This is a genomic window from Afipia broomeae ATCC 49717, from assembly GCF_000314675.2.
Taxonomy (GTDB): Bacteria; Pseudomonadota; Alphaproteobacteria; order Rhizobiales; family Xanthobacteraceae; genus Afipia; species Afipia broomeae.
The window spans coordinates 342,064-361,111 of record NZ_KB375284.1 but is presented as its reverse complement, the minus strand read 5'-3'; the positions used below and the strand labels follow the sequence as shown (position 1 = coordinate 361,111).

Annotated in this window: 20 protein-coding genes; 11 read left to right on the top strand and 9 right to left on the bottom strand. The window is 56.0% G+C overall.

Annotation, left to right across the window (positions count from 1 at the left end; translation table 11 throughout):
• Window positions 1-145: 145 nt before the first annotated feature.
• The 5 genes from HMPREF9695_RS21205 to HMPREF9695_RS21185 all read left to right on the top strand — a co-directional run bounded on the left by HMPREF9695_RS21205 (window position 146) and on the right by HMPREF9695_RS21185 (window position 6,644).
• Window positions 146-487 carry a hypothetical protein gene (locus HMPREF9695_RS21205; RefSeq protein WP_157224007.1) on the top strand — a complete coding sequence of 114 codons (342 nt, stop codon included), beginning with the start codon at window positions 146-148 and terminating at the stop codon, window positions 485-487.
• 90 nt (window positions 488-577) lie between these two features.
• Entirely contained in the window at window positions 578-1,807 is a 1,230-nt protein-coding gene (locus HMPREF9695_RS21200; RefSeq protein ID WP_006022954.1) for a S49 family peptidase, read from the top strand.
• Complete coding sequence (locus tag HMPREF9695_RS21195) at window positions 1,807-2,655, top strand: hypothetical protein (RefSeq protein WP_006022953.1); 849 nt, start codon at window positions 1,807-1,809, stop codon at window positions 2,653-2,655. The genes HMPREF9695_RS21200 and HMPREF9695_RS21195 overlap by 1 nt, the downstream gene beginning before the upstream one ends.
• A gap of 27 nt (window positions 2,656-2,682) precedes the next feature.
• Entirely contained in the window at window positions 2,683-5,151 is a 2,469-nt protein-coding gene (locus HMPREF9695_RS21190) for a phage tail tape measure protein (protein WP_006022952.1), read from the top strand.
• Between the two features lie 47 nt (window positions 5,152-5,198).
• Window positions 5,199-6,644 (top strand): T6SS phospholipase effector Tle1-like catalytic domain-containing protein, encoded by a 1,446-nt coding sequence (locus HMPREF9695_RS21185; RefSeq protein WP_006022951.1) that lies wholly within the window; start codon window positions 5,199-5,201, stop codon window positions 6,642-6,644.
• Here HMPREF9695_RS21185 and HMPREF9695_RS26480 read toward each other — a convergent pair.
• On the bottom strand, window positions 6,614-6,988 hold the full coding sequence (locus tag HMPREF9695_RS26480) for a hypothetical protein (protein WP_157224006.1): 375 nt from the start codon (window positions 6,986-6,988) through the stop codon (window positions 6,614-6,616). The genes HMPREF9695_RS21185 and HMPREF9695_RS26480 overlap by 31 nt on opposite strands.
• 280 nt (window positions 6,989-7,268) lie before the next feature.
• Window positions 7,269-7,538, bottom strand: coding sequence for a hypothetical protein (locus HMPREF9695_RS21175; protein ID WP_245258802.1), 270 nt, complete (start codon window positions 7,536-7,538; stop codon window positions 7,269-7,271).
• 2 nt (window positions 7,539-7,540) lie between these two features.
• On the opposite strand from HMPREF9695_RS21175, the gene HMPREF9695_RS21170 reads away from it, so the two are divergent.
• The 4 genes from HMPREF9695_RS21170 (at window position 7,541) to HMPREF9695_RS21160 (ending at window position 9,734) form a co-directional block, all read left to right on the top strand.
• Window positions 7,541-7,756, top strand: a complete 216-nt coding sequence (locus HMPREF9695_RS21170; RefSeq protein WP_006022949.1) for a hypothetical protein — start codon at window positions 7,541-7,543, stop codon at window positions 7,754-7,756.
• A gap of 129 nt (window positions 7,757-7,885) precedes the next feature.
• Entirely contained in the window at window positions 7,886-8,185 is a 300-nt protein-coding gene (locus HMPREF9695_RS26735; protein ID WP_006022948.1) for a hypothetical protein, read from the top strand.
• A 21-nt stretch (window positions 8,186-8,206) separates the two neighbouring features.
• The gene (locus HMPREF9695_RS21165) at window positions 8,207-9,118 is read left to right on the top strand and encodes an HNH endonuclease (protein WP_006022947.1); all 912 of its coding nucleotides are present in this window, start codon (window positions 8,207-8,209) and stop codon (window positions 9,116-9,118) included.
• A gap of 70 nt (window positions 9,119-9,188) precedes the next feature.
• A complete protein-coding gene (locus HMPREF9695_RS21160; protein ID WP_006022946.1) occupies window positions 9,189-9,734 on the top strand; it encodes a HEPN domain-containing protein in 546 nt (181 codons plus the stop codon).
• 25 nt (window positions 9,735-9,759) lie between these two features.
• Here the strand turns inward: HMPREF9695_RS21160 and HMPREF9695_RS21155 are convergent, their stop codons facing one another.
• From HMPREF9695_RS21155 to HMPREF9695_RS21115, 7 genes are all read right to left on the bottom strand, one after another.
• Window positions 9,760-10,656 carry a hypothetical protein gene (locus tag HMPREF9695_RS21155; protein WP_041713010.1) on the bottom strand — a complete coding sequence of 299 codons (897 nt, stop codon included), beginning with the start codon at window positions 10,654-10,656 and terminating at the stop codon, window positions 9,760-9,762.
• A gap of 78 nt (window positions 10,657-10,734) precedes the next feature.
• A complete protein-coding gene (locus tag HMPREF9695_RS21150; protein ID WP_006022944.1) occupies window positions 10,735-11,454 on the bottom strand; it encodes a thermonuclease family protein in 720 nt (239 codons plus the stop codon).
• A 103-nt stretch (window positions 11,455-11,557) separates the two neighbouring features.
• Window positions 11,558-11,779 carry a hypothetical protein gene (locus HMPREF9695_RS21145; RefSeq protein WP_006022943.1) on the bottom strand — a complete coding sequence of 74 codons (222 nt, stop codon included), beginning with the start codon at window positions 11,777-11,779 and terminating at the stop codon, window positions 11,558-11,560.
• A 13-nt stretch (window positions 11,780-11,792) separates the two neighbouring features.
• The gene (ku, locus tag HMPREF9695_RS21140) at window positions 11,793-12,734 is read right to left on the bottom strand and encodes a non-homologous end joining protein Ku (RefSeq protein ID WP_006022942.1); all 942 of its coding nucleotides are present in this window, start codon (window positions 12,732-12,734) and stop codon (window positions 11,793-11,795) included.
• Window positions 12,735-12,889: 155 nt separating this feature from the next.
• On the bottom strand, window positions 12,890-13,255 hold the full coding sequence (locus HMPREF9695_RS21135) for a DUF3147 family protein (protein WP_006022941.1): 366 nt from the start codon (window positions 13,253-13,255) through the stop codon (window positions 12,890-12,892).
• Window positions 13,256-13,747: 492 nt separating this feature from the next.
• Window positions 13,748-14,533: an SOS response-associated peptidase gene (locus HMPREF9695_RS21125; RefSeq protein ID WP_006022939.1), complete on the bottom strand. Its 786-nt coding sequence runs from the start codon at window positions 14,531-14,533 to the stop codon at window positions 13,748-13,750.
• 645 nt (window positions 14,534-15,178) lie between these two features.
• Window positions 15,179-16,396: a DUF6161 domain-containing protein gene (locus HMPREF9695_RS21115; protein WP_006022937.1), complete on the bottom strand. Its 1,218-nt coding sequence runs from the start codon at window positions 16,394-16,396 to the stop codon at window positions 15,179-15,181.
• An 884-nt stretch (window positions 16,397-17,280) separates the two neighbouring features.
• Between HMPREF9695_RS21115 and HMPREF9695_RS21110 the strand changes: the two genes are divergently transcribed.
• Both HMPREF9695_RS21110 and dgt read left to right on the top strand, forming a co-directional pair.
• Window positions 17,281-17,460 carry a hypothetical protein gene (locus HMPREF9695_RS21110; protein ID WP_006022935.1) on the top strand — a complete coding sequence of 60 codons (180 nt, stop codon included), beginning with the start codon at window positions 17,281-17,283 and terminating at the stop codon, window positions 17,458-17,460.
• Window positions 17,414-18,958, top strand: coding sequence for a dGTP triphosphohydrolase (gene dgt, locus HMPREF9695_RS21105; protein ID WP_083875214.1), 1,545 nt, complete (start codon window positions 17,414-17,416; stop codon window positions 18,956-18,958). The genes HMPREF9695_RS21110 and dgt overlap by 47 nt, the downstream gene beginning before the upstream one ends.
• Window positions 18,959-19,048 lie beyond the last annotated feature (90 nt).

Sequence of the window (19,048 nt, the reverse complement as noted above, 5' to 3'; positions counted from 1 at the left end):
ACGCGGCGCGCGCTGGCCGTTCTGATGGCTCGTGGAGAGGTTCGCGTGAGCCGAAGGCGTGACCGGTACAACTATTACGCAGCGTGTCCGACAGAAACGGCGGCAGCGGATCGGATTCCGAAACTTGATAGGCGCGCAGATGCCCGTGGACACTGATGATCCGATCGCGCTGTTTGCGGTTGCGGAACAGCATTTTGCCGCTCTGCAAGAAATATTTCACCGGCTGGCGCGCGAACGCGCGCAGCCGCTAACTGAGGCGCGGCCCGATCGTGGCCTTTCCGATCTGATCAAGCCCGGAGAGGCGGCGAAACTAGCGAAATGCTCAAAATCCACGGTCAACCGGTGGTGCAACGACAATCCGGTAGATAAACCGGGCGGCTTTGCAATTTTGATACGTGAGCGTTGGCACATCTCGAAAGCGCCTTTCTTGGATTTTCTCGCCCGTGATCCGAAAGCGGATCCCATCGATGAGACATTTGAGCGTTAAACTTACTTCGGGTGAGACGTTTGCGCGTTTGGGCGTTTGCCGGACCCGTGGGGGTTCGATTTCATAGCCTCAATCAGATGTGAGGCTAACATGTCCCAACTTCTCCATATTGCCGATCGGGTCTTGAACCGCCCCCTCATGATCCTGCCCGATAAGCTCGCGCTGATTGCTGGCGTCCTTGACGGCCGGATCGGCATAGATGCCACGGAGCTTGCAGGGGACCAGTCTGTAAGCCCGGGTCTCCGTAAGCCTTCCCGCGAGGCGTCACAGTTTGTCGGAGAGCACGTCGCCGATCCGAAGGATCAGCGCACCCGTAAGCCCTATCGAACTACGCCAGAGGGCGTAGCGGTCATTCCGGTTTTAGGGTCGCTTGTTAACCGCGGCGGCTGGATCGGATCCTATTCGGGGATGACTTCCTACGAAGGTCTGAAGCATCAGATCAGCGCTGCCGCCCGTGACGGCGACGTAAGGTCGATTATACTGGACATGGACACGCCGGGCGGCGAGGCAGTCGGCGCCTTCGAAGTCGCTGATGTTGTGAAGGCGGCGGCGGCGAGCAAGGCCGTATACGCTGTCGTAAACGGCATGGCCGCCTCCGCCGGTTATGCAATCGCTTCGGCCGCGACGAAGATCATCACGACGTCCTCGGGCATCAGTGGCAGCATCGGGGTTGTCATGTTGCACACCGATCATTCAGGCCGATTGCAAAGAGCTGGCATCGTTCCCACGCTGATTTTCGCGGGCGCGCGGAAGGTGGACGGCAACCCGTATGAAAAGCTGACTTCCGAAGTGAAGGCCGAACTGAAAGCCGAAATTGATCGGTTCTACGATTTGTTTGTTGCCAGCGTGGCAAAGGGCCGGAAGTCAATGACCGTCGAAAGTATTCGCGCGACGGAAGCGCGAACCTTCATCGGGGCTGACGCGGTTGCGATCGGCCTTGCCGATGCTGTCGGCAGTTTCGAGAGCGCTCTGGAGGAAATTCCAAAGAAGGAGCTGGCTCCACCGAAGCCTGCACTCGTTTACAGCCAAGCCGATCTTGATCGACTAACGGCCGCGGCCCATGCAAAGGGGCGAGCGGAAGGTGAATCCACGGCGATTTCTGATGGGGGTCTGAAGGCCGCCCAAGGTCGCATCAAGCAGATACTGGCATTACCCGAAGCGCAAGGCCGCCAAAAAGTGGCACTTGCTCTCGCCGTCAGCACGTCTGTGGATCCCGAAGAAGCCGCGGGCCTTCTCAAAGGCTTCGAAACGGAAGCGCAGCAACTTCGAGCCGTGAACTCAGAAATCGGCCTCGTTGTCACCAAACCACGGAGTGCGTAATGCAAAAGAAGACCGAAATCGAATCTCGCTTGAACGAGGCGCGAGCGACGCTTGCAAGCGCTGAGGAAGCGAAGCTGCCGCTAGCGGCGCGCGAAGGCGCCGCCATTGCTTCGTCGTTGAGTGATTACGCTGGCTGGAAAGCAGAGCGGGATGCAAACGAGACCGAACTGGAACGATTGTCAAAGCTCATCGCCAACCTTGAAGCTGAGTTTGCGGCGGCCACGGAAGCTGAATCCGACAGCAACATCCGCAAACGTTACGATGCTCAACAAAAAGCAAATGCCATTCTTGCTAAGCGCATTCGAGCGGATCTGACAAAAGCAAACGACGTTTTGCTTGCGCTGATCCGCGATGTTTCAGTGGCGGCCGTCGAGGATGCGAAAATCAACGGCTGCTTGCCGGACGATCTTGTTCCGCTTGTTAGCGCTGAGCAGTTGGCCCGCGGCAAGGTAGCGATGCCGCGAAAAGATCTTGGGACTGAGAATATTTTGCTTTGGGTGAAGAACGACAACGGGCATCTCCTAGGCGACCAAGACAGCGTCGAGGATCAGGGCGAGGGGCGCGGCGTCCTGCGGACAGGCGCGGGCTGGCACGTTTGTCGTCAGCAGTTGTATCGCTCGGTTTCGTTCAATCCGGCCGAGCGCGCTGAAATACCTCAATCGCTTTTCAAGGCGGTCCGGCTACCCTTCCCGGATCGTCCTGGGTTCGCTTGGGATGGCGATCGCCTTCGTAGCGCTCGCGACTGCTTAGCGAAACTCAGCGCCCGCAACGACGCGACTACTGAACGTCCAATCGAAACAGAGCTTGTTTTCCTTCCGCATGCAGCACCGATCGCGGCGGCCACCTGACTTGGACTTTCGAAAGGAGAGGTAGCGATGGCTCGTATAATCGAAGCGCGTGCGGTGATTAGCGCCGAAGACCGCACAAGCGGCGTCTTCGACAAGATCGCAAAGAAGATCGACAGCATCGGCAAGGCCGCGAAGGCTGGCGAGCAAGTCGAGAAAATGAACAAGGCGTTGCAGGCCGTTCAGTCGCAAATGAAGACGATCGAAAAGTTCGATCTGTCTCGCGGCGGCTTCGCGACGGCGCGCAAGAACTTCCGCGAGGCGCAGGCGGAAGTCCGCAATCTCGCCCGCGAAATGGCGAATACGAAAGAGCCTTCGCGCGAAATGGAGCGCGCGTTCAAGCGCGCGCAGCAGAACGTCGCGGCCGCGAGCCGCGCCTACGAAAGCCAGAAGAACGTATTGATCGGCAACAAGCGCGCGATCGAAAGCATGGGGATCAACGTCGGGTCCGCGGCGACGCATCAGGCGCGGCTTCGATCCGCTGTCGAGCGAACCAATCAAGCGCTGCTGGCGCAGGGGCGGGCGCAGGAACGGTCGGAACGGTCTTCGGCCCGGCGGCTGGCGATGGGATCGGCCTTGGCCGCGGGCGGCGCCATGGCGGCGCATGGCGTAAAGTCCGGCGCGAAAGCGACGCTGCACACCTACCGCGAATTTGATAAGGAGCGCCGTTTCGGCAAGGCCGTTATGGGCCTGACGGACGCAGAGCAAGCGCCGCTTGTGAACCAAGCAATCCACATGGGCGCGACGACGAAGTTCAACGACATTCAGGTTTTGGAGGCGCAGCGCGAGCTTGCAGCCCGCGGCCTGAACAAAGGGCAGATTATGGGCATGATGACGCCAGCCGCGAACCTCGGCATGGCGTTGGATCTGAAGCTTCCCGATGCCGTCAAGCAGATGGAAGGCGCGCTGTTCGGCTTCAAGAAGGATATCAGCACCCTTGACGCCGCTCTGGCATCGGCCACGCGCACCGCTGACGTTCAGGTGAAGGCGGCGAAGATTTCCGGCATGACGCCGGAAGACATTACGCAGGCGTACAAATACGGCGCCACGCCTGCGCGCATGTCCGGCGTCAGCGAGGAAACGCTGCTGGCGTTCGCAGGCATTTCGAAGAAGGCCAACATGGGCGGCGACGAAAGCGGCGTCGCCTTCCGCGCGCTGATGGCGGCCGCGCAGTCGCCGACGCGCGGCGCGAAGGAAGCCATGTTGGCGAATGGGTTGAACTTCAAGAACTATCAGAAGAACCCCGACAGCCTCGCGCTGTCGCCGTTTGTCGAGAACGTCGCGGCGCAGTACGGCGTCAAGCTGAACAAGGAAGCGCAAGCCGGGCTTGGCAAAATTTTCGGCAACAAGGATCTGATTTCCGATCCGGCCAAGTTTACCCCGGCCGTTATGTCCGTGCTGGGCGACACGCTCGGCAGCGATGACGCCAAGAGCAAGCGCAGCATCGCCGGAATGGCGAACCGATATCGCAGTTCTTCGATGCAGGGCATCGATGTGAACGCGTACATCGCCGATCTGATGACGAAGATCCCCGGCAACCTTCAGCTTGCCAACGCGGTCTTCGGCGCCAAGCAGGGCGGCCGCATCGCGACCGCGCTGGGCGATCCCGAAACCTTCAAGAAGATGGTCAAGGATCTCGGCAGCGCCGACGGCTACGCGAAAAACATTTCCGACGAACGGATGGCGGGCTTCGATGGCGCGGTAAGCCGGTTTGAAGGCGCGGTGAAGAACCTCGAAACGGCTGTAGGCCGGGCGTTCGACAAGGACGGCAAGGGCGGCCTGCTGACCGACGGTATGGATTGGGCAGGCTCGGCTACCCAGTGGATGGCCGAACGCCACGGCGGGGTGTTGGCCGCGGGGGCGATCGGGCTGGGTGCGGCGGGTTACGCAGCGAAGGGCTACGGCTATTACAAGCTATTCCAGTTACTGACCACGGGCGGCGGGCTGACGGCTTCGGCGGCCGCGCTTGACGCAGCGGCCGCAGCCCTGACCGGCGCGGCAGCTACGCTGAACGGCGGAAAGGCGGTCACGGCTGCGACGGCGGCGACGACAGCAGCGGGCGTCAGCGGATGGGGCGCGGCCTCTGCTGCGCTCCCGTGGATCGCGGGCGCTGCTGGCGGTGCCTTCGGCCTTTGGGCGATGTACGATCAAACACGCCAATCCGAAGGCATGACAAGCGGCAACCGTATGCGGAAGCAGCGCGGCGGGTCGATGAATGATGCCTTCCGCCGATCGTTCAATGACGATCGCGAGCGGCTTGGGATCCCGGTGCTGGGCGACGGCAACGTAAAGGCCGAACTGACCGGCAGCGCCGACGTGAAGGGCGAAGCGACCATTACCGTCCGCGTGGAAGCTGGGACGGAATTGCTGCGCGCCGTTGAAGGAGCGAAGTCGGCGGCGAAGCTGTCGGGCACGTTGAACGCGAACGGGCCGGGATCAACCGGCCGATCATCGCCTGATGCTGGCGCCCCTTGGACGGGCGCCGGGGGGCGTTGGTAGCCGTTCGCGCCGCGACTCAGATAGGCTTTCTCATTTGGAGAAAGCCTATGGCAAAGAATATTTTGATCTTTTCAGATGGGACAGGGCAAGCTGGCGGTCTGAGGCCCGATCAAAGACTAAGTAACGTCTACAAGCTCTACAGAGCTACTCGGACCGGTCCGGACAGCAATATTGATCCGGCGAAGCAAATAGCTTTCTACGAAACCGGTCTTGGGTCTGCTGAAATCAGCGGCCCTGCGTGGCTGCGCCCCTTCACCGCAATTCGGAAGATACTGGGATCCGCTCTTGGCACCGGCCTAACAAACAATGTTGCTGACGGTTACGAGGCGATCTTGAAGTTCTACGAACCTGGCGATCATATTTTCCTCTTTGGCTTCAGCCGCGGCGCTTACACGGTAAGAAGCCTCGCAGGCGTGATGAACCTGTGCGGGGTCCCGACAAGGGATGCTCAAGGAAACCCAATACCGCGAGCCGGAAAGGCACTCCGTGCAATAGTCGATGAGGCCGTGCACACGGTATACGAACACGGCGCCGGGCATCCGCGCGCAAAATATGAAGATGAGCGCGAGGAACAAGCCCGCCGCTTCCGAGTGAAATATCAAACGCAAGATGATCCAATTGCGAACGCCCGTGGGAACATTGTTCCCTATTTCATTGGCGTTTTCGACACTGTTGCAGCGCTGGGTGTGACCGGGGTCAAGAGATTTGCGTTGCTCACTTTCGCCGCGCTGGTTGTCATTGGCCTCATCATGGGCGCAGGCTGGATCGTAAGCTCGCTGTCGCCCCTTGAGTATTGGCGCTCTGTTTTCGTTATCGCGTCAATAAGTTTAGGCACGCTGCTCGTTTTTCTCTACCGGACGCGTGTGAAAGTTATTTGCGATTTCCCTGACAAGGGGAATCGCAACTATCACTGGGCGGCTTGGCGGTTTGCATTCTACGATCGATTCCTTGACCCTCGTGTTCGATACGCGCGCCATGCGCAAGCGATCGACGAACGACGCGCAACGTTCGCTCGGGTGGGCTGGGGCAAGAACGAAGACATGAAGAATGCTCCGGCAGATTGGTTAGTTCAAACTTGGTTCGCCGGAAATCACTCGGACATAGGTGGAAGTTACCCCGAGACCGAATCCAGACTGTCCGATATCGCCCTCAAATGGATGGCACAGGAGGCCGAAGGCATTCCGCATCCGTTAATCATTGATTGGACCAAATTGAACGTTTTCCCTGATCCGTTGGGAATGCAGCATTGTGAAGTGGAAAGCGTTCGGGATATCTACCCGCGGTGGGTACCAAAGCAATTCAGACGATCTTGGGACGAAAAAGCCCGGCCGGATATTTCGCTCGCCGATTGCCATGAAAGCGTTCTGAAGCGTTTCGAAAACTCCCCAATTTTGAATTGCGGCATCGAGATGCAATACCAGCCAGAATGTTTGCGCAATGAGCCAAAGCTAGCGAAATTTTATCAGCCTTCCGTTGAGGTCGCCAAAAAATGACGCGAGCGTAATTGTTGTCGATTACTCGCACCGGCTCCCGCGGCTTCGACACCGGCTCTCATAGAGGAGAGCTTTTCTCGTTGCTTACTTTCGCTCAGATCGCGCCTTGCCGCGGCCCGTGCAAGAGCCTCGATAAACCGCGCAAGAACAGGATCGCGGTCGGCGGGTGATTCTATGCGTTGGCGGTCGGACATTCCGTCAACGATACTACGGCTCGGGCCGTCGTCGAGCGCAAGCCTTTCGGCTTCGATCTCGCGCCTCACGACAGAACGCGCAAGGGCTTCGATGAACCGGGCAACGGCCGGGTCCATTCCTTCTGGTGGTTCTACGCGGCGGCGGTCCATGAGTCAGCTCTTGTGGTCTTCGGACTAATTAACCGCTTCATTTGAACTGCATCTATCGACAAGTCCCCGCTGCCGTCATCCCACGATACCGCGGCGCCGAAATTCGAAACCGCCGCTTTCGCGAAGACCTCCGCGTCGTTTAGTGGTGCCAGGGTATCGCCACCGCTCGCGATCCATTCGGACAGATTGACGTCATCGGCAACGCCACGAACTCGCCAATGGATTCGTAACGTAGTGGGTCCAACGACGGTAACGGACTGGATCCTCGGAAGCTTGTCGTTCATTTCGGCGTTTTCGCCTTTAGCCCCACGTCAACGAGGCGACGGATCGCTTCCGGCCGGGATAGATCGTCCTCTTGCGATGCGCGCCATCGGTCAACCGCGTTGATCTGATCGGGCTGCATCCGCACCAATTGCGGCTCTCCCTTTCCCGTTGGCGCGGGTCCGCGCTTTTTCTTTGATATCACGGTTTGCTTTTTCATGATTACCGTGATATCAGAGAAATGGTTCGGCCGGAAGTGTACTTCCGGCTCTAAAGAGAGAGAACGCATTCATGCTTAAGACTGAACAACGCGATTTCACAGTCAAAGCGTACCAATCTTCCGCATCAATCATCTCGTCACCTGCGCCGCGTATGGCAGCTGTTCTCCGCACGATGGGCGTCGATCTAAAAAACGAACGCGATGTGATCCGCGTCCTTATAGGCGCGAAGTTCACCGATCGTCAGGTGAAGCGCTCAATCGATCATGCCATTGCGCTCGCGCGATGAAAACCGGTTAATAAACCGGTGCGGCGGCCTCGTCCGCCGCCGTTTGGGCCGATCATGATGCAATCCGAGCGAGAGGTGAAACGGGCGCGCATAGAACGCCTACTTGAGTTGGGTACGAGGCTAGCTCAGATGGGTCCATCTCAAGGCAGCATTGAGATCGGCCGCGAGCGCAAGCGCGTCATGGAATGGCGACATAGCGAGATCGGGGTCTGTTATCTCGCCGCGCATCCTAAAGACCCTCAGCCCTTCTCTGAGATTTCAACGCTGACGGTCAGTTGCGGTAGCCGTACCGTACTTAAAGTTCGTTGGGACGATGACGGCGTATTTCAGATAGTTTGTTTCAAGCCCGGGCAATGGGAAAGCGAGCTACGAACGCGCGCGCTCAATGCCTCACACCCAAGAGCTAGTATTGCGGCGAAACAATTATAAACGAGCAATTTGGAGAGAAGAGTGCCGACAATTTTATGCCGTGTCGTATGGGCGCCCACTTACGCAAAGCGTAACGAAGAAATATTCGCGGCCACCATGACTAAGCCGGAGAAACATGGCTATGCTAACGAGCGCTTAAACTTTGCCAACGAAAAGGGCTTCGCTTACGGCTTTGTTGAAGGGAAGGGAGATCGCATCAATCTTCAGAACCTCGGCGCGAAGGCGGGATCGGATAGCATCGACGGCGTGACGGTAATCTGGTTCGCGGCAGCCCCGCAAACCCGCCGACCGACTGTGGTGGGATGGTACGACAACGCAACGGTTTTCCGTGAGGCACAGGAGCCTAGCAATCGTTCCATACGGAAGGGGTGGAACTACAATTTCAAGACAAGATTCTCCAATGTTCATTCCATACCAGTTAAACAGCGCGACTTTGAAGTTCCGGCTAAATCGAGCCGAACTGACAAAGGGTTCATTGGACAGCGATTCTGGTTCTACCCTGAAAATTCCGATCAGTACTCGCGTTTTTTGGAGCGTTTCTCGCTATTGAGAGAGGCGCAATCCCTTCCCGGGCGACCGGAGGAAGAGAGAAAGGCATATGAAGAGGGCGAGCGGTACAAGCGAGAGGTAATCGTCAGTGCAAGGAACCCAAAGCTTGTATCAGACGCGAAAGCCAAGCTCGGTGTGAATTGCCAGTGCTGCGGCTTCAATTTTGAAAACGACTTTGGCGTGCTCGGTCGAGATTTTATCGAGGTCCATCACAAGGATCTTCTAGCGACGTCGTTAGGTCGCCGTAAAACTACGGTCGATGACGTCAATGTGCTATGTGCGAATTGCCACCGGATGGTTCATAAACAAACCCCACCAATATCATTGGATCGGTTACGCGCAATCGTACAAGATCAGAGAGCAATAGCCCGCGGGCGCAAATAGTATTGCGCTCCTTGGATTATATCTGAAAATTGAGAACTGACTTTGTTAGTTTGTTGATGGGCGGCCTCTAATGCCAATACGTCCTCGATTTCCAACGCTGAATCTCGAATCCGTCGATGAGCTGATTCAGGTTCGCAAATTGCAACACGGAGGTGGGCGGGGCGCACCGCCCAAGCTGCCCGGCGGAGAGCGTGTTGGCGCAGCAATTAACAAGAGTTGTATATTTATGCTCTCTGCGCTTCTCCAAACCTATATTGAAGAAGTGTTCATGCTGGCATCGAAAGGATTATTCAAATCCCTATCGGTTGCGTCCGCTGAAAAATCTTATCGCAATACGATCAATCGCTGGGGAAATCCAAGTGATCGAAACATCCAGCACTTATTCCTTCGCTTAGGAGCATTTGATATTTTCGAAGGATTGATGGTTCAGAAGCGAGACGCTTCCAGCATTAAGGCAGCGCTGAAGGAGCTCAACGAGTTGCGCAATCGAATTGCGCACGGCAAGCCAATGAAGGGTACGATATCTCTTCAAGAGGTAATTGGTTTCCGAGATTTTGTATCGGCATTTTCCAAAGAGTTCGCAGGCCACGTCTATAAGACCCTGCACCGCGGATAGATCGAACAGTTGACACGAGCAGTCCTTAAGCACGTCCACGTTCAGCCGCGGTGTTACCGGACAATTGACGCTGCCGGTAATTGTCAAAGCCTTCTGGGTCAGTGACTGCGGCGGAGACATAGTCAAATGTTCTGCGGCCAAGTTCGTCAATAAACCGCCCCGTCTCGTATCCCTTTTTGGCAAATCGCGTAGCGCCTGACCCTACTATTGTTAGGATTGTAGCAAGCGAAGCTACGCCGATCCAAAATCTATCGATGTCTGACATCGATATCACTGGCATGCCTAAGGCGGGAGCGAATGCACCATCAGGCGGAGTTAGCAGCCCCGCCGACCACGGCAGGTTGCTCGTGTCCTCTAATGCGAGCGTAACGGCTTCCAGCATTTTTGTTTCGACAAATCTTCTATCGCTGCGTGCTGCAAGCTCCTGACCATGTGTCCACGCGGCCCGACGTAGCAGCGGTACCCAATGCGAGACGGAGCGTAGTAGCCGGGAAGAAATCGGTCGAACGAAATACGCAACGTATCCAACGATTTTGCGATCCTTCGCAATGCGCGAAAACACCGTAGGAAAAATTGGATCTAGTTTAAAGAATAAGTAGAATGCCTGTGCCCTAGACAAGTTGATCCAAGGCGCTATGCTTGGCTGTTGATCTGCAAGTACGCGCGGCAAATCATAAGAGATGTGAAGGTAAGCCGCAGCAGCCAATCTCATAAACTTGCTGTCCAGTTTGCTCCATGCCCGCTGATAAGAAGCAAATCGGGAGTCACTGTTCCATTTCATACGCTCACGGTAGAACTCCACGATTAGACACAACAGCCAATCACTTTCCGGCGGCGGAAGACGCACCGCTTCCTCAAGCATAAGATGGGTTACTTCATCGTAGGTCGCGTCAAATGGCCTGAAATATTCTGCTGTCAGCATCGTCGTTTGGCCAAGGCGCGGCGGATAACCGAAATGCGACGCGCTTAACTTCAGCCCCTCCTACGCTGCAAAAAATTGTCATCGCTTGGTAGCGCGGCAGCCCGCAGCTTCGGCTTCCTGAATAGAACAAAACCAACGCTTGCCGTTCAACTCCATATTGATCTTCGCATACCATCGCCCGCCGGGCTGATGATAAATGCAGGCGCCGCTTCGGTTTACGTTTCCTTTTATGTCGCAGCCGGGTGCGGGCGCGCCCGCGGCTGAAACTGCCGCTAGAAGTTTAGTCTGCGCCTCGGCGGGGATTTCAGTTGAGCCCAAAATGACCGTCTTCTTGTTTCGATTACGCCAATCCCAAGGAGCGATTAATGCTCCCGCCCACAGACCTGCCTTCGCAGCTCGGGCTTCCGCTTCGTCGGCGTCGTAGATGTGAGAGTAGCGGACGAATGAAAGCGCCCATCCGTTTCGAACCATCCATTTCTGGACGTTTTCGCCGTTTACCTCGCAAGTTGCTATTAGACGGCCGAAGCGATCTTTGGCTGTGCCACGACACGTCCATGGACCATTACCGGCGTGTTTTGCGAGCTGATCTCGCGCCGCAACTCCGCAGGCCCAACGTTCACCGCTCTGACCAAGGCAGATCTGATCGGTTTCCGGGGCATCCATGCCCTGGAGCCGAATTCGGTGGGTGCCCACCTGCACCGTATCTCCGTCAACCACCTTAGCGGGGCCCGTCACTTCGGCCGATAAGGCTGGCGAAACGACAAGGATCAGCAACGCGACCGATACGTTTCGCAACATGTGGACGGCTTTCGGGGCGATTGAAGCGAATTATCGTAGTTTGACCATAGAAGCCCGACGACACACAAAAATCTAGCAGAGAATGGATGCGTTCCCCCACGTACTAATCTGCGCTAGGAAGCCGCCTCATAGTGAATTCGATCCGATCGCCGGGAAGCTCGCGCCAATTATCTACGGACGTCATGTAGGCTTCTTTCGGAAAGCGACTGAAGAACTCAGCCGCTTTTGCGCGCGCGTCGGCGCGAGACAGTGTGAAGGTCTCACGCAAAAAGCCGTCGTTGCGCTGTTTGCGCATCCGATCGGCTAAGTCGCGCGGCGTTTTCATCGCTGGCGCGATCCTATCCCGTCTTACGCGTCCGCGCGGTTGAACGCGCAGGCTTATCGGCCTTCTTGCGTTCGGCGGCTGCGGCCGTCCCCTTACCGCTGATGGGGAGCAGCATTTCCTTCTGACCGGCGACGCGCTTCTTGCCCTTCTTTGGCTTGGCGGCGGGCGGTGCCTTGGGTTCGCCCTTGAGGCTCTTACGCAACGCGTCCATGAGATCGATGACGTTGCCCGATGTGCGAGATTGGGTCGGCGCGCTAATCGTCTTACCGGCGCGCTTCTTGTTGATGAGTTCGATCAACGCGGACTCGTAGTGATCCTCAAATTTCTCTGGTTCGAACTCGCCGGACTTTTGATTCACGATGTGCCGGGCCAAGTCGAGCATTTCCTTGGTAACCTTCACGTCTTGAATGCCGTCGAAGTATTCCTTCTCGTCGCGGACTTCGTAAGGATAGCGCAACAGATTGCCCATGAGCCCGTTGCCCATCGGCTCAAGTGCAATGATGTGCTCGCGACTCGTCAAGACGACGCGGCCTAATGCGACCTTGCCCATGTCGCGGATCGTTTCGCGGATAACCGCGTACGCGTCGTGTCCAACCTTGCCGTCGGGCACCAAGTAGTACGGCCGGATGAGATAGCGCGTATCGATTTCAGATTTTGGAACGAACTCATCAATTTCAATTGTGCGGGTCGACTCAAGCGCGATGCTTTCGAGTTCGTCTTTGCTCACTTCAATGTAGGTGTCTTTATCAACCGGATAGCCCTTGATGATGTCGTCGTTCTCGACCTCATCGCCGGTTTCCGCATCCACCTTTTTGTATTTGATGCGATGCCCGGTGTTCTTGTTGATCTGATTGAAGCTGACCTTCTCCGCGTCGGAAGTAGCGGGATAGAGAGCAACAGGGCAAGTCACTAACGAAAGACGGAGGAAACCCTTCCAGTTGGCGCGGGGGGCCATCAGCAATACTCCGGTTACGCAACAGAACTGAATTGTGACTCAAGTCCTGCGCCTAGGCCAAGTTCCTGCTTGACCGAGTTCGCTTTTCGTTCCGATTAAATGTTGGTACTGGCCTGTTTTAGCCCCTAGTGGCCTAGTTTGATTTTGGCAGTGGCCTATTTTGAACTTAGAGGTTGATGCCGCCGAGCTTCGCCAGCGCCCAAGCGGTGATGAAGTACAACACCACCGTCAAGGCACAGCACGCCGCCAAAGCTCGGCCAGAAGCTAAATCCCGAACGCAGCATCGCTGGCAGAACCAGGAACATCGGCAACGACGGTAGCACGTACCAGAACGTGGATTCCGCGTGACCGGCGATCCGCGCAACGTCACCTGTATCTCGCCAAAGCCAAAGGATGCCCAGTAGCGACACCAGCGGCAGCGAGACGATCAATGCCCCAAAGGCCGGACTGCGCTTCGCGACTTCAGACACCACCGCGATGATGATGCCGGACAAGGCGCATTTGACAATGAAATAGAGCATGGCCGCTTATAACAGAAAGCTGCGGCAGTTAGGTGGCCGACCACCTAAGTCCCCGTGGCATAGGAAGCGCCCAGACCGCCTGAGTTGGCGGCCTTTTTTTCATCCGGCTGCTCAGATTCCGGGTGCGCCCGAATTTGGTTGGCAAGGGATCAAGGAACCTATGCCCCGGTAGAGGATTGACCCCGCGCCGCTATCTCGCGTGCCAAGGAGAGCTTTCAAGATGAAACGTCTAATTCTGATGGGCGCTGCAGTATGCGCGCTCGCCGTCCTGCCTGCGCTGCCAGCCTCTGCAATCCCATTTGGATCACCAGCTGCAGTTACTCAAACGGCAGGTGACACCACGCTCGTCAAGGGCGGTCATGGTCGCGGACGTGGACACATGGGCCGAGGCGGTCGTGGACATCATTACGGCTGGTCACGCGGTCGCCATCGCGGTTGGCGTTAACAAGCAACTTGGATGGAAGGCCGCCTCTATTGGCGGCCTCTTTCAATTTAGAGCGGTTGGTCATCGTCTGTAGACGGCTCGGCCTCCAGCGAAGCAAAGTCGCCCCCGCCGTATTCATCCTCGGGCGGCGGTTGGTTTGGATCGAACGCATCCTCTTTGTCTGGCCCGCGTTTGACGATCTTCAATTCATCGTCGGGCAGCGGCCGTTGCAACGCCTTGGCTTCGTCCCATGGCGCCCGCATCCAGATGCCGCGCTCTTCCTCCGTTGTCAGAATGACGGGCATCGCCTTAGCATGGATTGGTGCGACGACCGCGTTGGGTTCGGTGGTTAGAAATCCGTAGATGGTGTGATTGCCTTCTATCGGTTCCTTCTTCGTCCCACGCGTCCCGCTCCACGTCGTATAAATTCCGGCGAACGCAGCTAACGGCCGGTCGTTATCAAGTGCGAAACAAACTACATCCTTTTTGCCAGCCATACGATGCGGATTGCCGTTGGCGTCCTTCAGAGATTTCGGATTTGCCTTATCGTCGTACTCCGTAAAGCTCGTGAACGGCACCAGGCAGCGGCTTTCGGTCTTCAGCCATCTTCTCCAGTGGGGCGACCCGGTGTTGCGGATATTCGTGATTGGGGCACCGCCGAACTGCGGAGGGCTCGGCATACCCCAACGCATTCGGATTAGCTCGCGGCCGCCAATGCCATTGCGGACTACGGGAGCTTCGTTGTCCGGAAAGATCGCAGGGAAAGCGGGCAGGTTGCCGGTGAAATCCCTATCGACCTTGAACAGATCGCGGATCGCCTTCTGATTCGTAGTCATCGAGTAGAGATTGCACATTGACGCATCCGGTAGGGCTGATCAGTTGTTCCTAGCCTCAAACCCTAGTGGCATTGCTCGCTGTGTTAAAGCCGAGAGATAATGGGGCCATGGGTGGTCCTTCGCGCAGTCGCATCTTCGGCCCACGCGTTAGCGGGGCGAAGATTCGCGTTCAACACGCACGCGAGGAAGCTGCGAAGGCCATCCGTGCGCGCGACGCAGCGGAGTGCCTTCTGTGGTCCGAGCAGATGGAGGGCTACGGCGGCCCCGCGCAGCCATCTCCAACGATCGCCCAATGCCTAAATGGTGGGTATGGCTGGTTAGAGGTCAAATGCAAGCGATGCGAAACGCTAGTGAGCATTCCGTTGAAGGACGTTAGGCGTGCCCGCGATACACCGATCTGGACCCTTGAAGCGGCCTTCCGTTGCCGTCGCTGTGCAACGAAACGCTATAAGCCGTCCGTTTATCTGATCAAGCTGACGAAGCAGCGTGAGGTGGCGTTGGCGCCTTGGTATCATCCATCAGAGGGTGACGGACATTAAAGGTCTGTTCATTCGGCTGTCCCAACGCCTATAACGGTAGTCCCTCTTCCCGAAAACTGCACGAAAGGCCAAGCGATCCGTAACGAGATCGCTAGTCGAATTATGATAGCCATTGGGAACAGCTTTAGTTTTTGGACTTCGATAGTGAGGTCATTAGTAAGGCGAGAGCATTGTCTGGGGCTCCGTCATCCTTCACAATTCCATCTGATGCCGATCGGAATAAGGGCACAAGTATCGCGCTTCTGTCCGCATCAGTCAGAAGCTTTTTCCGGGTGAGCGCAAGAAACGTCATAACCATTGTCATTCGTTCGGCCGCGTCCGAAGCTAAGTGCTGATTGCTAAAGTAGACACGCAAAACGACGCGACCTATCCAAAAAACGACTGTTGTTACGACCAGGGCAAATAGACCTTCACGAACGATGATCGGTAGCGGCCACGGATCGGTACTGTTCAATTTAGGCAGATAAGCTGCTGCCTGTTGAAACGTTAGATTCAGCCAATAGAGCGATCCGAGAGCGTAGGCGATGAGAATTGCCGCAGTCGCCCACTTTGCATTTCGGTGTGATTTATATTTTCTCTCCCAATATCGAACGGGCCCCTCCAGTTGCATCCGATTTTCATAGGCAGTCCGAACAGCCGCAAGGTCATTTCGAAGTAATTCGAATTCGGACTGTCGAGTTTTCTCTGCGGTGTCAAAAGCTTCGGCGTGCGCGAGTTGCTGGTCACTAGCGGCGCTCTGAATACGCTCCCGCTGATCGTGTGACTCTTGTTCGGACAGGTCCCTTGCGTCGCGGCTGCGAGCGACCTCGTCTTGTGCTGCAGTAACGCTCGCTTCGACAGAGGCAAGCAGCGTTTCTGGCAGGCCCGCAGGAAACCCGGCGAGGATTGCAAATCCTCTTGCCACACCAATCCGATTTTCTGGAACCGACATGAAATTTGCATCGGTGTACATCAGTTGTGGCGCGTCGATCGTGGCTAGTGCAACGGCGGCCATTCGTGGGTTTTGTGACCCGAGAGCTGCGACGGCGATTGCGTCAGCATCCCGAGATGAGAGGCGTTTTTGCTCTCCAAATCGTTGCTGCAATCGCTCGCGGATTTCGTGAAATGTTTGCGAGGAGTGATCGTCCGGTTGCCACTTGTGAAGCGCTTCTCTGATGGGTGTTTGCCAATTTGCGCTGTATCGGTTGTTGGTCTCGTTCACTGGTCCATACGGGTGTCTGGCTGCTTCACTTTGCGTGAATGCCCAGAAACTGGATTCACTGTTAAGAAATGAAAGCACGTCGCTCGGCGTGTTAAAGGTCAAGGTTTGCCGGGGTGCGCGGTCGATTGAAATCGCGGCCATCTGTTATCCAATTTGAAGATTCACAATCTGATGATCCAATCGTAGTCATTTCGGAAGAGCAAGCGCGCTGGGGCAGGCGAGCGCGTTTCGACAGCCCCAGCGCGGTGCAGCAGCGTTCTCGCGGCCGACGCTGAATATCTGCAAAAACCCTCTAGGTCGGATAGACAACGCAGATCGGATGCGCGCTCCGATCCGCGGTATCGCTGAGGCCTATCCTCGGAAATTGCATAAATTTAGAGGGGTCTCGCGCGGACCGTCCTTCAACCCCGATTTGTCGATACAGAGGGTGGCACGAGCGTCCTTTCTGCTTACCGTCCGCTTATTGTCCTTAGCGAGGCAAGGCGGCTTCTTCTTCATGTGCGCGGACTGCTGTACCTTTGATCTGATCCTTGGAGAGCAATACCGTGCGCGCGCTTGTTAGGCACTCGTGCGTGCCTAAGCGGCAGTCCGATAGGCAGGCTGCCCATCCGATCATATATACCTGATTTTGAAAGAGATTTAATTCGGGTCTATTCGGCCCGTGCTTCACCTGAGCACCTACGCAAGTCATCATCGCGCCTCATCCCAACTTTATTTTTGCCGTACAGGTGCGTTTTAGGCAGGCGCCCATGCCCCCATACTCTGCTGCTCTCTGTTTGGGTCCGATAGACGTTTTCCTCTTCTGCGAGCCCTGTATGGTTTCTGGCGATGGCTTTACGCCGTACGGGAAAAGTTCTCCGAGGCATGTCAAGCAAACCCGCTTGTTCGAATCGCCGTTATTGATTCGTTACCCAAATCACTGCTTTAGTACCACCACCATCCCCGCTGCAGCCTGTCTGTCGTTAATCTAGGGGGCCTAGATCGACCCGTACATGCGATTCCAGTGGGATTATCGGAGATAACCTATGACCAAACTCCTTGACCGCGTTGACTCCGCAGCAACCAAGGGTGCAAGAGATGAGGCGGCGAAGTCGCACGCATCGATGCTTCGCATTCGTACCGGCGAGCCGCGTACAGGCAAAGGTGAACTGAAGATCCATGGCGTCCAAGGCAAGACGGTCGTCGTCCGCGTCAAGCCAAAGTAAGGCTGAGGCGGATTCACTGCCGCTTTACGCTGAAAGAGACTTCCAGCGTGAAGTCGGGACGCCAAGCACATCGCTGCCGACAGAGCCGTACCGCAGTGACTTCCGCCGAGACTATGCGCGTTTGATTCACTCGCCAGCGTTTCGAAGACTTCAGGGGAAGGCGCAGCTCTTTCCGTGTCAAGAGAACGATTTCTTCCGAAATCGAATGTCCCATTCGCTTGAGGTTGCTCAGATCGCAAAATCCATTGCGATCCGGATCAATCATAATCACGAATATTTTGCTCAAAACAACATCGATACCGATCTGGTTGAGTTTGCCGGTTTGGCACACGACCTCGGCCACCCGCCATTTGGTCATAACGGCGAGGCGGAACTTGATCTTCAAATGCTGGAATACGGTGGTTTCGAAGGGAACGCGCAGACCCTTCGAATTTTGGCTCGGCTGGAGAAAAAACAAACTGACGATTATCCGCAAAGCGATGCCAGCCCGCACCCCTTTGTGGGCGGCCTCGATCGCCGTCGCGGATTAAATCTCTCGTACCGAGCCTTGGCGTCAATTCTAAAGTACGACAAAGAAATCCCACGCAACGCCGATGCGCGCCGAAGGGCAAATAGCGATAAAAAGCCCTTCAAAGGATATTGCTTCCTTGAGCACGATCTCGTCGATCGAATTCGACAGAACGTTGCAGGCGACTTTGCTCAGGCGCCGATAAAGACGATCGAATGTTCGATAATGGATATCGCAGACGATATCGCGTACTCGACCTATGATCTTGAGGACGCCTTCAAAGGCGGTTTTTTGAGTCCACTTTCAATTATCGCGATGCCGGACACACAAAAAAATGATTTGGTCGCGCAGATCAAATCGCGAATTGACGCTGCCTATTCTGATTTGCCGGCGCAAGAACGTGAATTTACTATCATTGAGTATAACGCAACGCTTCGCGCAATTTTCTCCGACATTCTAAACATCGATAATCCAACAAGCGATGATGAAGAGATCTTTCTTGATGAATTCAATGCTGCTGTTGTCTCTGTAATTTCGACGGCTTCGGACAACCTTTGCAAAAACGGTTACTTCCGCGCCGAATTTACCTCGCAGTTAGTGGGCAGGTTTGTTCGCGCCGTGAATGTTTTAGAGCTCGATGAAAAATGTCCGGCTCTTTCGAAAGTAAGACTGGATATTGACGCTTTCATCGCCGTAGAAATCTTGAAGAGTGTCGCATTCGATGCGGTCATCATGTCTTCGCGCCTGAAGTCAGCCGAGAACCGCGGCAGGTCGATCATTGCGCAGATATTTAAGGAGCTGCGAGAGGACGATGGTTACCTGCTTATGCCAGAAGATTGGCGGGCCTTAATCGATCTCAACCCGGGTGATACCGGTTGGAAAATGCGCGCAATTTGCGACTACATCGCAGGCATGACAGATGCTTACTGCATCGAGTTCTATGATCGTATTCTGGGACGGTCGGCCCCTTCGATCCAAAAGCAACATTAGTTATCCAAAGGCGACGGAATGCGCCCGTCCCTTTACCTCTACTCGATTGAAATCCGCTCAAATCTAAGAGTATCCCCGCTCGATCTGAAT